Annotated in this window: 11 protein-coding genes; 8 read left to right on the top strand and 3 right to left on the bottom strand. The window is 70.1% G+C overall.

What is annotated here, in order from left to right:
• Positions 1-49: 49 nt before the first annotated feature.
• Both ACQPZF_RS08470 and ACQPZF_RS08465 read right to left on the bottom strand, forming a co-directional pair.
• The gene (locus ACQPZF_RS08470) at positions 50-853 is read right to left on the bottom strand and encodes a mechanosensitive ion channel family protein (protein WP_433269969.1); all 804 of its coding nucleotides are present in this window, start codon (positions 851-853) and stop codon (positions 50-52) included.
• A 223-nt stretch (positions 854-1,076) separates the two neighbouring features.
• Positions 1,077-2,591, bottom strand: coding sequence for an alpha/beta fold hydrolase (locus ACQPZF_RS08465; protein ID WP_433269967.1), 1,515 nt, complete (start codon positions 2,589-2,591; stop codon positions 1,077-1,079).
• An 820-nt stretch (positions 2,592-3,411) separates the two neighbouring features.
• Between ACQPZF_RS08465 and ACQPZF_RS08460 the strand changes: the two genes are divergently transcribed.
• The 6 genes from ACQPZF_RS08460 (at position 3,412) to ACQPZF_RS08435 (ending at position 9,680) form a co-directional block, all read left to right on the top strand.
• Positions 3,412-4,599: a PucR family transcriptional regulator gene (locus ACQPZF_RS08460; protein ID WP_433269965.1), complete on the top strand. Its 1,188-nt coding sequence runs from the start codon at positions 3,412-3,414 to the stop codon at positions 4,597-4,599.
• Positions 4,600-4,769: 170 nt separating this feature from the next.
• Entirely contained in the window at positions 4,770-5,708 is a 939-nt protein-coding gene (locus ACQPZF_RS08455; protein WP_433269963.1) for an ACP S-malonyltransferase, read from the top strand.
• The gene (locus ACQPZF_RS08450) at positions 5,705-6,682 is read left to right on the top strand and encodes a beta-ketoacyl-ACP synthase III (protein WP_433269961.1); all 978 of its coding nucleotides are present in this window, start codon (positions 5,705-5,707) and stop codon (positions 6,680-6,682) included. Before ACQPZF_RS08455 ends, ACQPZF_RS08450 begins: the two co-directional genes overlap by 4 nt.
• A 61-nt stretch (positions 6,683-6,743) precedes the next feature.
• The gene (locus ACQPZF_RS08445) at positions 6,744-6,983 is read left to right on the top strand and encodes an acyl carrier protein (RefSeq protein WP_015099009.1); all 240 of its coding nucleotides are present in this window, start codon (positions 6,744-6,746) and stop codon (positions 6,981-6,983) included.
• A complete protein-coding gene (locus tag ACQPZF_RS08440; RefSeq protein WP_433269959.1) occupies positions 6,980-8,215 on the top strand; it encodes a beta-ketoacyl-[acyl-carrier-protein] synthase family protein in 1,236 nt (411 codons plus the stop codon). Before ACQPZF_RS08445 ends, ACQPZF_RS08440 begins: the two co-directional genes overlap by 4 nt.
• 37 nt (positions 8,216-8,252) lie before the next feature.
• Positions 8,253-9,680 (top strand): acyl-CoA carboxylase subunit beta, encoded by a 1,428-nt coding sequence (locus ACQPZF_RS08435; RefSeq protein ID WP_433269958.1) that lies wholly within the window; start codon positions 8,253-8,255, stop codon positions 9,678-9,680.
• A gap of 494 nt (positions 9,681-10,174) precedes the next feature.
• Here ACQPZF_RS08435 and ACQPZF_RS08430 read toward each other — a convergent pair whose 3' ends face one another.
• Complete coding sequence (locus ACQPZF_RS08430) at positions 10,175-10,747, bottom strand: hypothetical protein (RefSeq protein ID WP_433269956.1); 573 nt, start codon at positions 10,745-10,747, stop codon at positions 10,175-10,177.
• 499 nt (positions 10,748-11,246) lie between these two features.
• On the opposite strand from ACQPZF_RS08430, the gene lanKC reads away from it, so the two are divergent.
• Both lanKC and ACQPZF_RS08420 read left to right on the top strand, forming a co-directional pair.
• On the top strand, positions 11,247-13,778 hold the full coding sequence (gene lanKC, locus ACQPZF_RS08425; protein WP_433269954.1) for a class III lanthionine synthetase LanKC: 2,532 nt from the start codon (positions 11,247-11,249) through the stop codon (positions 13,776-13,778).
• A gap of 28 nt (positions 13,779-13,806) precedes the next feature.
• Positions 13,807-13,971: a SapB/AmfS family lanthipeptide gene (locus ACQPZF_RS08420; RefSeq protein WP_433269952.1), complete on the top strand. Its 165-nt coding sequence runs from the start codon at positions 13,807-13,809 to the stop codon at positions 13,969-13,971.
• The last annotated feature ends 117 nt before the right edge of the window (positions 13,972-14,088 follow it).

Here is a 14,088-nt window from a genome sequence, read left to right as displayed (position 1 = left end):
GCACGCCTCGGGGCGTTGCGTGCGACCGGTCGTTTTCGTGCTGAAGCGCTCAGCGACCCTCGGTGGGCGGGATCGGCATCCCGGCCGGTGGCGTGGGCTGGTCCATCGACGACTGGCGCGACGAGGCCCACGCCGGTGCCGTCGGAGCGGTCGCCGGGTCCTGGGACTGGCGCGGAGCGGGCGTGCGGGCGGCGGTCTCCTCCTGCATCCGCCGGAGCCAGCCCTCCCACCGCTGCTGCATCGGCCGGACCAGACCGCCGCCGACGCCGACGACGATCACGCCCGCCACCGTGGCCAGCACGGTGATCAGCACCGGCATGGTCACCGAGACCGCGATGCCGAGCTGGTTCAGCGCCGCGATGACACCCAGCGCGACGATGAAGCCGTACGTGATGCCGCCGAGCACCCTGGTGTACGGCCGGTTGCCCAGCGCCCCGGTCACCAGGCCGCGCAGCGCCTTCCCGATCGCCGCCGCGACCAGCACCAGGATGATCGCCACGACGATCCGCGGCAGGTAGGCGATGACCTCGTTGAGCAGGTTGCTCACCGCGTTGCCGGTGCCGAACACGCCGAACGCCAGTTGCAGCGCGATCAGCAGCACGAAGTAGTAGACGATCTTGACTATGAGGTTCGACGCGTCGATCGGCGACCGGGACATGGCGCCGCCCAGCCCCGACCTCTCCACCAGCCGGTCGAAGCCGACCCGCTTGAGGAGGAACCCGACCGCCTTGGCGAGCGCCTTGGCGATGAGCCAGCCGATGAACAGCACCAGCAGGAAGCCGAGGAGCTTCGGCACGAACGTGGCGATCATCGTCCACGCCTGACCGAGCCCATCGGTGATCTGGGAGCCCACGACGCCCCTCCTCGCATGTCGCACGGTGTCGCTTGGGGAGATCGTTTCCCAGCCCGCATCACCCGGCAACCTGAAGCAGTGGCACGAAAGAGTGACTCACGTGGCGCGTGCGGCGGGAACAGTCCAGAGTGGAATCACCGGTGGGGACCGGGGAGAGGGAAACGCCCGACGCGCTTCGAGCGCGTCGGGCGTTTCCGGTTCCGGGGCTCGTTTGTCGGGAGGGTCAGCCCTGCTGGTTCCAGACGGCGAGCCCGCGACCGTCCAGATAGGACTTGGTGTGCTCGGCGGAGGTCGGGGTCTCGGGGGTCGGCCGGGGGTCGCCCGCGCAGGTCGTGCTGCTGCCCGGCAGCACGCCGTCCACCAGGTAGCGGTTCACCTTCCGGTTGACGCACTTGTTGCCGCTGCCGTAGAGGCCGTGCTTGCCCTCGTCCCGGACGGTGATCAGGCTGTGGCCCAGCCGCGAGGCCATCGCGGGGCCGCTCTCGTACTGGGTCTGCGTGTCACCCTCGGCCTGCACGACGACCCCGATCGGGTAACCGTCGCGCTTGAGCGCCGTGGCGGGCTCGGGAGGCGTGAAGGTGCGGAAGGCGCAGGTCGTCGGCGCGGCCCGGAGCACGCCGAAGCCGTACGGGTAGCGCTCGCGGAACACCCGCATGTCCTCGAAGTAGGTGTGCACGTCGGTCGGCCAGTCCACCTCGCAGGTGACCGTGTTGAACACCCCGGAGACCAGGTCGCCCTGCGCCGCCTGCGCCATGAGGAGGCCGGACTGGCTGGGCGTGCCCGCCTTGAGCTGGTTCACGGCCGCCGCGATGTCCGCCCACAGTGGACGGAACCGGGCGCCCACCCCCACCGCCGCGTCGAACGTGGTGCGGGTCTGGTCGCCGACCGGGTTGACCGCCAGCCGCGCGGCGATCTGTTCCAGCGTGGCCATCACCTCGGTGGCGGTGGAGCCGAGCGCGAACTTGTCGTGACGACCGGCGACCCACGACGCCCAAAGCTCGACGTTGCGACGGTAGGCGACGGCCTGCGCGCGGAACTGCTCACGCCAGATCCACTCCGGGTGCACAGCGGAGTCGAGCACACTGCGGTCGAGACGCTGCGGGAACAGGCTCCCGTACACCGCGCCCAGGTAGGTGCCGTAGGAGTAGCCCAGGTAGTTGAGCTTCTCCTCACCCAGCACGGCCCGCACGACATCCAGGTCACGCGCCGTGTTCGCCGTGTTGATGTACGGCCGGATAGCGCCACCCATGCGCTGACAGGCGTCCTCGGCAGCCCGCGCCTCAGCCGCCCACTTGGGGAAATCGGCGTCCGTCGGCCGACTGTCCACCTTGGCGATCTCGGGCGACGTCCGACAGTTCAACTGCGTCGACCCACCCACACCTCGCGGGTCGAACCCGATCAGGTCATACACGGCAGCCGGCGCGGACGGGGCGAGGAACCGGGGCATGGCAAGCCCCGACCCGCCCGGGCCTCCGGGGTTGAGCACGAGGATGCCCCGCCGGCGCGCGGGGTCGGATGCCTTGAGCCGGCTGATGCGAAGGGAGATGCGGTCGGCGGTGGGACGGGTGTAGTCCAGCGGAAGGATGACATCCGCGCACTCGAGCGTGTTCTGACACGGAGTCCAGGAGAGCTGTTGGCTGGTGAACGGGGCCAGCGGATCGGTCGACCCGAACGAAGGCGCGGTCGCTGCCGACAGCGCCGCGGTCACCGCCAAGCCGACTGACACGTACCTGCGCACGGGCAACCTCCCGAGTGGTCGTGATTTGCCTCGAACGTAGGACGGTTCCAGGACAACGTCAGGCTGTGTCACTCGTTGGTGTGGGGCTCACCCGAGGGCACATCACACTCAGGTAGGACCTGCCGACCGACGGCACGGCAGCCCAACGACCGAGGCCGACGCAGGCACAGCAGCCCGAGGCTTGCGCGAGCACCGCAGCCCAAAGCCTGCGCGAGCACAAAGAAGGGGCCTCGTGTTCTCCCCGTATGGCCTGCCCGCAGGGCTACCGCGCTTGTCCAGGGAGCGCAAGCACGCTTTTCGCTTGCGCTCCCTGGACAAGGGTGGTGGTCTTTGACAGGTCATGCGGGGAGAACACGACGCCTTGGCATTTCCTCCCCGGAGGCCTGCCCAGCGGCGAGCGTCGCTTTTGATCTTCTCGACTCAGAGCGGTCGCGATCGCGCTGAGTCGAGAAGCTACAAGCGTCCTCGCCGGACAGGCAGGCCGCCAAGGATGTACACAAAAGCAAGACTCGGGCGTCGTGTCATCCCCGCATAACCTGGTCAAAAGACAACCACCCTTTTCCTGGGGATGCAAGCGAAAAGCGTGCTTGCATCCCCAGGAAAAGCGCGGTTCCCTGCGGGCAGGCCATACGGGGATGACACGCAGCCCACCTGGGGGTGTGCGCGCTGCGCGCGCCACGGCAAGAGCGCGGAGCTTGCCGGGGCTTCGAGCGTGGAGCGTGGAGGCCGGCTTCAGGTTCGGAGTGCGTTGGTGGTGGGTGGTGGGCTGGTTGTGGTGGGTCTTTGCGCCTTTGCGGTCCGGCCGTGCGATCGTGGGGGTATGAGCAGCTCAGCCGAGGTGTTGCCGACGCTGTCCCGGGAGACGTTGCGGACTTTGCAGCGGGCTTCTGGGGATCTTGCTTCCGCCAGTGTCGCCGAGATGGAGGCGCGGCTTCCTTGGTTTCGGCGGATGCCTGCCGATCAACGGGCCGGGGTGCTGTTGTTGATCCAGAACGGGGTGGCTGGGTTCGTTTCGTGGTTGCGGGATCCTCAGCAGGCTATTCGGCTTACCGCCGAGGCGTTTCGGGCGGCTCCTAAGGATATTTCTCGTTGGGTCAGTCTGCGGCAGACCGTCGAGTTGGTTCGGATTGCGCTGGAGCTGTTCGAGCAGCAGTTGCCCAAGCTTGCCGCTGATGAGGCCGAGCGTGCGCTGCTCACCGAAGGTGTGTTGCGGTACGGACGGGAGATCGCGTTTTCGGCTGCCACGTCCTACGCGGCTGCGGCGGAGGCTCGGGGCGCTTGGGACGCTCGGCTTGAGGCCTTGGTCGTGGACGGGATCGTGCGGGGGGACGCGGAGGAGTCGTTGCTGTCGCGGGCCACCGCGTTGGGGTGGGATCCGGCGGCTGAGGCGACCGTGCTGGTCGGCAACCCGTCGTCCGACGACCCGCCTGCCGTGGTGTTCGAGGTGCGCAGCCGGGCGGCTCGGATTGCTCGGCCGGTGTTGCTGAGCGTGCAAGGGTCTCGGCTTGTCGTGGTGCTCGGCGGGGAAACCGAGACGGGGGACGCGTTGGTCCGGTTGGCGGACGCGTTCGGGGCCGGGCCGGTGGTGGCCGGGCCTACCGTGTCCAGCCTTGCCGACGCTCATCGGAGTGCCAGTGACGCGTTGTCCGGGCTTCGGGCGGTCGTCGGGTGGCCGGCCGCGCCGCGACCGGTGCGGTCGTTGGACCTCTTGCCCGAACGGGCCTTGGCCGGTGATCCGGAGGCCGAGTGGCAGTTGGTCGACCGGGTGGCCCGGCCCCTGGAGGAAGCGGGTGGGTCGCTGTTGGAGACGGTGGACGCGTTCCTGGAGGTCGGGGGTGTCCTGGAGGCTTGTGCGCGCAAGTTGTTCGTGCACCCGAACACGGTCCGGTACCGGCTCCGCCGTGCGACTGAACTCACCGGGAGGAACGCGAACGACCCCCGTGACGCTCTGGTGCTCCGTGTGGCACTGTCCGTGGGGCGGCTGGCCCGCGCTCGCGGGTTGTGGTGACCATCGTTCGGGTGTGATGGAGAACGCACGTCCCATTTGGGCCGCATTGGGTCGTCATCGACAACACGGGACGTCGTTCTACGTTCATCTTTGAGTCACATTTGTAGGAACCCTACAACCGATGTCCTCTGGTTTCGTCAGCGGCGGCATCCCTGGAGACCGCCGAAAACGTGTTCAGTGAGCGGGTGATCGCGCTCCTCGCCCCCGGACAGGGGTCTCAGACACCCGGCATGTTCGCCCCCTGGCTCCACCTGGAGGGGGCCGAGCAGCGCATTGCCGCGTGGTCGGACGCGACGGGGCTCGACCTCAAGCGGTTGGGCACGACGGCCGAGGCCGAGGAGATCAAGGACACCGCCATCACCCAGCCGCTGGTCGTGGCGCTCGCGCTGCTGGCCTACGAGGAGCTTCGGCGGCGGGTCGAGCTGCCGGGCGACACGGTGGTCGCGGGGCACTCGGTCGGCGAACTCGCCGCCGCCGCGATCGCGGGCGTGCTCAGCACCGACGACGCGGTGGCGCTGGCCGCCGTGCGGGGCGCCGAGATGGCCGCCGCCTGCGCGCTGGAGCCGACCGGGATGGCGGCCGTGCTGGGCGGCGAGGAGGACCAGGTGCTGGCCCGGCTCGACGAACTCGGCCTGGTCGGCGCGAACCGGAACGGCGCGGGGCAGATCGTCGCCGCCGGGGCGGTGGACGCGCTGGACAAGCTGGCCGAGAACCCGCCGGAGCGGGCGAAGATCCGCAGGCTCCAGGTCGCGGGCGCATTCCACACCCGGTACATGGCGCCCGCCGAAGAGGCGTTGCGGGCCCGTGCCGCGACCATCGCCGTGGCCGATCCCACGCTGCCCCTGCTGTCCAACGCCGACGGCGCCGTGGTGACCTCCGGCGACGACGTGCGGAACCGACTCATCTCCCAGGTGACCCGCCCCGTGCGGTGGGACTCCTGCCAGGCGACGCTGGGCGAACGCGCCGTGTCCGCGGTGGTGGAACTGCCGCCGGCGGGCACGCTGACGGGCCTGGCCAAGCGTGAACTGAAGGGCACCCCCACCTTGGCTCTGAAGACCCCGGACCAGCTCGACCAGCTCGTGGCGCTGCTCGGGGAGGTCGCGGAATGACCTCGCTGGCCTCCCGCACCGGCTCCGCCGGCACCCGCATCGTCGGCCTGGGCAGCTACCAGCCGGAGACGATCGTCAGCAACGACGACCTCGCGCAGACCATGGACACCTCCGACCAGTGGATCCGGGAACGCGTCGGCATCGCCAACCGGCGGTTCGCCAAGCCGGACGAGCGGCTGGTCGACATGGCGGTCGAGGCGGGCTCCAAGGCCGTCGCCGACGCCGGTCTCTCCCCCACCGACATCGACGCGGTGCTGGTCGCGACCTGCACCATGCCGTCGATGATCCCGAACGCCGCCGCGCAGGTCGCGGACCGGATCGGGGTGCTGGCCGCGCCCGCGTTCGACCTGAACGCCGCGTGCGCGGGCTTCTGCTACGGCCTGGCCACGGCCTCGGACCTGGTCCGCGCGGGCTCCGCCCGGCACGTGCTGGTGATCGGCGCGGAAAAACTCACCGACTGGGTGAACCCCACCGACCGGTCCACCGCGATCATCTTCGCCGACGGCGCGGGCGCGGCGGTCGTCGGACCGTCCGACGAGACGGGCATCGGCCCGGTCGCCTGGGGCAGCGCGGGCGACCTGGTGGACATGATCCACGTGGCCGACCGCAACTCGTTCGTCTTCCAGGAGGGCCAGTCGGTCTTCCGCTGGGCGACCACGCAGATCGCGCCCATCGCGCTGCGGGCCGTCGAGCTGGCCGGCATCGACGTGTCCGAAGTGGACGTGTTCGTGCCGCACCAGGCGAACCTGCGGATCGTGGAGGCGATCGCGAAGCGGTTGCGTGCCAAGGGTGCCCGTGAAGACCTCGTGATCGCCCGTGACATCGTGGACTCCGGCAACACGTCCTCGGCGTCCATCCCGCTCGCGCTGGACCACATGCGCGCGGCGGGCGAGGTCCGCAGCGGGGACGTGGCGCTGCTCGTCGGCTTCGGGGCCGGGCTGTCCTACGCGGGACAGGTCGTCCGACTGCCGTGAACCAACACCAGACTCCGGTGGGACAGCCCAGCCGGCGGGAGCACGAAGGAAGGGATTTTCAGTGAGCAACGAGGACATCCAGAAGGGGCTCGCCGACATCGTCGAAGAGGTCGCCGGCGTCGAGGCGGCGGATGTGACGGTCGACAAGTCCTTTGTGGACGACCTGGACATCGACTCGCTGTCCATGGTGGAGATCGCCGTGCAGGCCGAGGACAAGTTCGGCGTGAAGATCCCGGACGACGAGCTGGCCAACCTCAAGACCGTGGGCGATGCGGTGAACTACATCGCCAGCAACGCATGACCACTGGCAACGACGTCGTCGTCACCGGGCTGGGTGCCACCACCCCGCTCGGTGGCGACGTCGCCTCCACCTGGGATGCCCTGCTCGCCGGCCGCAGCGGCGTGACGCCGCTGGAGACCGAGTGGGTGGAGAAGTTCGAGCTGCCCGTGCGGATCGCCGCGCGGCTCGCGGTCGAGCCGACCGAGATCCTGCCCCGCGTCGAGGCACGCCGGCTGGACCGCTGCGAGCAGGTCGCGGTGGTCGCCGCCCGCCAGGCGTGGCAGGACGCCGGGCTCGGCGACGACGGCGTCGAGCGGGAACGGCTCGGGGTCGTCATCGGCACCGGTATCGGCGGCGCGATGACGCTGCTGGACCAGGACGACCTGATCGAGACCGCGGGGCTGCGCAAGGTGTCCCCGCTGACCGTGCCCATGCTCATGCCCAACGGCCCGGCCGCGCACGTCGGCCTGGACCTGAAGGCACGGGCGGGCGTGCATGCGCCGGTGTCGGCGTGCGCCTCCGGCGCGGAGGCCCTGGCGTGGGCGTGGCGGATGCTGCGCGCCGGCGAGGCCGACGTGGTGGTGGCGGGCGGCGCGGAGGCGTGCATCACCACGATCACCATGGCGGGCTTCATCCAGGCCCGGACGATGAGCACCCGCAACGACGACCCGGAGCGGGCGTCCCGCCCGTTCGACGTCGACCGGGACGGTTTCGTGCTCGGCGAGGGCGCCGGGATCATGGTGCTGGAGCGCGGCGACTTCGCCCGCGCGCGCGGCGCCCGGATCTACGGCACGCTGGCGGGCATCGGCACCAGCTCGGACGGCCACCACATCACGGCGGCGGACCCGGAGGGCATCGGCCAGTCCCGGGCCATCGCGGCGGCGATCCGCACGGCGGGCGTCGACCCGGCCGATATCGGCCACGTCAACTGCCACGCCACGTCCACCCAGGTGGGCGACGTGATCGAGCCGCAGGCCGTGCGCCGGGCGATCGGCGACCACCCGGTGCTGACCGCGCCGAAGGGCAACCACGGCCACCTGCTCGGCGCTTCCGGCGCCGTGGAGGCGATCACCACGCTGCTCTCGGTGCGCGACGGCATCGTGCCGCCGACGCTGAACCTGGTGAACCAGGACCCGAAGGTGCAGTTGGAGGTGGTCACCGGCGAACCGCGCAAGATCGACCTGGTCGCGGCGGTGAACAACTCGTTCGGGTTCGGCGGGCACAACGTCTCCCTCGTCTTCACCGGCGCCTGAACACCCCCGGGCCAATTCGCTCACAAGGAGCCTCGCGATGACTGCCCTTGCCACCCGGCCCACCACCCCGGAGGCCGACGGCGAACCCGATCCACGTGACCCCGAGGTCCGGCTGGCACAACTGCTGGACCCCGGTTCGATCGCCCCGCTGCGCCCGCGCGACGGCAGCGGCATGTTCACCGTGCGCGGCCGGATCAACGGCGCGAAGGTCGTGGCGTACTGCAGCGACGCCACCCGGATGGGCGGCGCGCTGGGGTCGGAGGGCTGCCGGCACATCGTGGAGGCGATCGACACGGCGGTGCGCGAGCGCACCCCCGTGATCGGCATCTGGCACTCGGGCGGCGCGCGGCTGCCCGAGGGCGTGGAGTCCCTGGACGGCATGGGCCAGATGTTCGCGGCGATGATCCGGGCGTCCGGCCGGGTGCCGCAGATCTCGGTCGTGGTCGGCCCGGCGGCGGGCGGCGGTGCGTACGGCCCGGCGCTCACCGACGTGGTGATCATGGCCCCGGCCGGGAAGGTCTTCGTGACCGGCCCGGACGTGGTGCGGTCGGTGACCGGCGAGCAGATCGACATGGACGGCCTGGGCGGCGCGGAGGCGCACGGCCGCAAGTCGGGCGTGGTGCACGTGATCGCGTCCGACGAGCCGGACGCGTACACGCGGGCCCGGCGGATCACCGGGCTGTTCGCGCAGCCCGGTGTGTTCGACCTGCACTCCGTGCCGGACGGCGAGGACCTGCGCGCCCTGCTGCCCGAGCAGCCGCAGCGGGCGTACGACGTGAAGCCCTTGGTGTCGGCGATCCTGGACGACTCGTCGTTCGAGGAGTTGCAGGCCAAGTGGGCGCCGAACGTCGTGGTCGGCCTGGGCCGGCTGGGCGGCCGGACGGTCGGCGTGATCGCGAACAACCCGATCCGCAAGGGCGGGTGCCTGGACTCGCTGTCGGCGGAGAAGGCGGCCCGGTTCGTGCGGATGTGCGACGCGTTCGGCGTGCCGTTGCTGGTGCTGGTCGACGTGCCGGGGTATCTGCCCGGTGTCGGGCAGGAGTGGGACGGCGTGGTGCGACGCGGCGCGAAGCTGCTGCACGCGTTCGGCGAGGCCGTGGTGCCCCGGGTGACGCTGGTGACCCGGAAGTCCTACGGCGGCGCGTACATCGCGATGAACTCGCGGTCGCTGGGCGCCACTGCGGTGTTCGCGTGGCCGATCGCCGAGGTGGCCGTGATGGGCGCCAAGGCGGCGGTGGGCATCCTGCACCGGAAGAAGCTCGCTGCGGTGCCCGATGATGAGCGGGAGGCCTTGCACGCCAAGCTGGTCGAGGAGCACGAGCGCATCGCCGGCGGGGTGGACCGGGCCATCGCGATCGGTGTGGTGGACGAGGTGATCGAGCCGACCAAGACCCGGCGCAAGCTGGCGGAAGCCTTGGCCGCCGCACCGGCCGGGCGTGGCGCGCACGGCAACATCCCGCTGTAGCCACGAGTTGCTGTAGCTCCGAACTTCGGAGAGGCCGTTCCCGGACCGGGGACGGCCTTTTCTCTTTCTACGCAGCTTGACGGCAGAAGAGTGACCACGGAGCAAGGCGACCAGTACCTGAGCAGGTCTGGGCTCAAGCCGGGAACACTACGAAGCCGGACCACATCATCGGGAGCCCTAAAACCTGCCGGGGGACCGGTGTCCGCGCAACACGCCGCCCGCAGAGCGACCCGCCCAGCGTGCCAAGCCGCGTGCCTTCGGCCCGAGCACGCGACCTGGCAGCCGCAAGTGCACGTTCCGTAGCGCGCGTTGCGTTCCAGCCGGTCCCTGGCAGCCCCAGGGCTTATCGATGATGTGGTCCCGTTGCTTGGTGTTCCCGGCTTGAGCCCAGACCTGCGTAGGTCGGCCGGCGGTGGCGTCGTGGTCACCCTTCTGCCGTCAAGCTGCGTAACAAGCCTTGAGAACTTCTGCTCTGTTCTGTGCCTCTGGCCGGGTCAGCAGGCGGTGGACTGGGAGCTGGAGCCCTCGGTGCCGAAGTCGACGCGCAGTGCGTTGCCCTCTGCTTGCAACGGGTAGACGACTCGCCACGTGATGCAGTCGGCCTGGAGGTCGGCGGGTGCCTTGGCGATGGCCTGGGTGCTGACGAACGTCATCATCACGCGCAGCCTGATCGGTGACACTGACTCGATGCGGTGCACCAGGATCGTGCCGTTGCGGGAGGTCTCGTAGTCGGACTCCCAGCGGGTGCGGGCGGTTTTCGTGACGCGGTCGCCGGTCACCGTTCTGGTCCACTGGTCGTAATCGTGGGCGTTGATGGCGTCGAAGTACCTCTGGAGCACCTCGCGCACGCGTTCGCCGTCGGGGTGCAGGGCGGCGTCGATGCTGAGCTGCACGGTGGAGCTGCCCGGCTGCTCCTCTCGCGGCACGGGGGACGACGCGGACGGCACCGCGATCCGGTCGCCGACGGCCTGCGCGGGCCGTTGGTAGACCTCGCGGGCCAGGAAGCCGACGGCTGCCGTCAACGCCGCGAGCACCAGCACGGCGGGCAGCAGCAGGCGGGACGACACGGCGCCGAGCGTGCCACATGCCGCCGAACGCGCGCATCACTACCCGAACGGAGTAGCGCTTCACCCGATCGGTGCGGTTTAGCCTGGCGGTCATCATCAGCCACAAATAGGTAAACCCGATTTTCGGCGTATATTCCACCTCCCATTGGCGGAATAAGGCACCAGCCGAGGCACCTTCGCCCAAAGAGACCAATGAGCCACCGGACGTGACCGAGGCCGCAATACAGCGGGTCTCCCGGCGATTCCGCAGGCCATCTCGGGTGCTTCTCTTGAACGTTCCGGTACCGTTTAGCCGTCACCCACCCGGCCTATCCGCAGAACGACGCTCAAACCTGGCAAACGGGTGGTACCGCTCCTGCCTATGCCACCGAAAGTGCTGGTAAGCCCAGTCCAAGCCACCACGAATGGCCCAATCGGCTCCCCGGTTCGGCGGATTGGCTTCGTCCCATCGGCGTGCGGGAATATCCCGGTCGCATCAATTAACGGGAGGCGAATTCCGGTGGATCTCCGATATGAGGCCTACTGCTTCGCCGACCGCCTCTTCTACGACGTGCAAAGCTCCACGGAAACCGCCGAGGACGATTTCTCACACGTCCTGCCGGCACTTCCGGAGGACTGGGCGCAGACCGACCTCACGATCTGGCGATACCTCCAACCGGCGGGTGCCGTGGTCCCCCGTCAGGGTTGGAAGATCCACGTCTCGGCTACCGTGCGCAACGCCGGTGAGGTGCTGCTGACCGTCTACAACCACCTGGTGGAGCGCCGCGTCCCGTTCAAGTACCTGCGCACCCAGGCGATCGTGCTGGCGCGGAACTCCAAGTACGCCCCCCGCGAGGCGAGCGGCAAGCTGATCACCGCCTACCCGGCCGACGAGGCCGAGTTGGAGACCGTCCTCCGCGAGCTGGACGCCCTGCTCTCGGGCAGACCGGGCGCATACATCCTCAGCGACCTGCGCTACGGCGCGGGTCCATTGTTCGTGCGGTACGGCGGTTTCGTCGAGCAGTGGCTGGAGGTCGACGGCAAGCGCGTGCTGGCGATCGGGGGGCCGGCCGGCGAACTGGTGCCCGACCAGCGCAAACCCACGTTCTGGGTGCCGGACTGGATCACCCTGCCCCCGTTCCTGGAGGAGCACCTGGCCGCGCGCAAGGCGGGCGACGCCGAGTCGTTCCCGTACCGGGTGACCCAGTCGCTGCACTTCTCCAACGGCGGCGGCGTGTACCAGGCGACCCGCAAGTCCGACGGCGCGCGGGTGGTGCTGAAGGAGGCCCGGCCGCACGCCGGTCTGGACCGGGAGAACGTGGACGCCGTCGCGCGGCTGCGCCGGGAGCACGGGATCCTCACCCGCTTGGCCGGCGTGCCGGGCGTGCCGGAGGTCTACGAGCACTTCACCGCCTGGGAGCACGAGTTCATCGCGATGCAGCCGGTGCCGGGCCGCCCGATCGGCCAGTGGCTCGGGCAGCACTACCCGCTGACCCACCACGAGGTCGGCGACGTCACCGCGTACGCCGCGCGGGCCATGCGGATCATCGAGGCCGTCGAGCGGATCGTGGAGGCCGTGCACGAGCGGGGTGTGGTGTTCAGCGACCTGCACCCGCTCAACGTCCTGGTGGACGACGACGACGCGGTGTCGCTGATCGACTTCGAGCTGGCGTTCCCGGTCGAGGACGACCGCAAGCCGACGCTGGGCTCGCCGGGCTTCCAGGCCCCGCCGGACCGGTCCAAGTTCGAGATCGATGAGTACGCGCTGGCCGCGCTGCGGCTGTACGTGTTCCTGCCGCTCAACGCGGTGATCGAGCTGGCGCCGGTGAAGCTGCGCACGCACGTGGAGTTCATCCGCCGCCGGTTCGGGCTGCCGGACGAGTACTGCGACCGCATCCTTGACGTGCTCACCCCGCGGGTGGACCCGCCCGCGCAGGTCGGCACGGCGCTGGACGAGCCGGAGCCGGACTGGAAGGTGGTCCGCAAGTCCATCGCCGCCGCGATCGTGGCCAGTGCCACCCCGCAGCGCACGGACCGGCTGTTCCCCGGTGACGTGGAGCAGTTCGAGGTCGGCGGCGCGTGCTTCGCGTACGGCGCGGCGGGTGTGCTGCACGCGCTGGACGTGGCGGGCGAGGGCCGGTACCCCGAGCACGAGCGGTGGCTGCTGGACTCGTTGCGGCGTGATCCGCCGAAGGAGCCCGGTTTCTTCACCGGGGCGCACGGCATCGCCTACGTGCTGGAGAACTTCGGCTACCACGACGAGGCGGACGAGCTGGTCCGCGCGTACGCCGAGATCCTGCCGACGACCAAGGACCACGGGCTGAACGCCGGCTTGTCCGGGGTGGCGTTGAACCTGTTGCACTTCGCCGCGAGCCGCGACGACGAAACCTATGCGGCGCAGGCGATCCAGCTCGGAGAGCGGCTGGTCGGGATGCTCGCGGACGCCCCGCCGCCCGGCGACAAGGCCCGCGCGGGCCTGCTGCACGGCTGGTCCGGCCCGGCGCTGCTGTTCGTCCGGCTGCACGAGCGGACCGGTGACCGGCGGTGGCTGGTCGAGGCCGAACGGGCGCTGGAACGCGACCTCGCGGAGTGCATGACCGCGCTGGACGGCTCGACGCAGGTCCGGGACGGCAACTTCCGCACCCTGCCGTACGTGGGTGTCGGCAGCGCCGGCATCGCGTTGGCGCTCAACGAGTTCGCCCGGGTGGCGCCGGCCGCCGACTGCTCGGCGCGGCTGCCCGAGCTGGTCTCCTCGCTCACCGGCGAGTTCGTCATCCAGCCCGCCCTGATGCTGGGCCGGGCGGGTCTGCTGGCCACGCTCGCGCACGCGGGCGGGTCACCCGAGGCCATCGACCGACACCTGGCCGCGCTGGCCTGGCACGCCGTGCCCTACCAGGAGGGCCTGGCGTTCCCCGGCATCCAGCTACGCAGGCTGTCGATGGACCTCAACACCGGCGGCGCGGGCGTGCTGGTGGCGATCGCGTCCATCGTGGACGGTGCGCCGGCACTGCCCTTCCTCAAGTCTCCGGCCCATTCGGGTCGGTCGCAGTAACCCCGATTCCCCCGAGAAGGAGTTCGACATGGAATTCATCCTCGACCTGCAGGACATGGAGACCCCCGAGGTCCAGGCGAACGCGATGGCGAGCGGCGGCAGCAGCGGTGGCGGCGGCGGCAGCACGACCGCGTCCAACGCCTCGCTGCTGCTGCCCTGCAGCCACTCCACCGTGAGCCTCATCCTCTGCTGACCAGCGTCACGATGAGGACGGGGTGAGCGGCGCAGGCGAAGTGCGCCGCTCACCCAGCCACACACAGGGTCCGGCGGCGGCCTCCCGGCTCACATCCGGGTGGCCGCGCCGGGCCCT

Origin of the sequence: Actinosynnema sp. CS-041913 (assembly GCF_050942485.1) — a bacterium.
GTDB lineage: Bacteria > Actinomycetota > Actinomycetes > Mycobacteriales > Pseudonocardiaceae > Actinosynnema.
The sequence above is the reverse complement of the archived record's forward strand: the minus strand, read 5'-3'. Positions and strand labels throughout refer to the sequence as shown.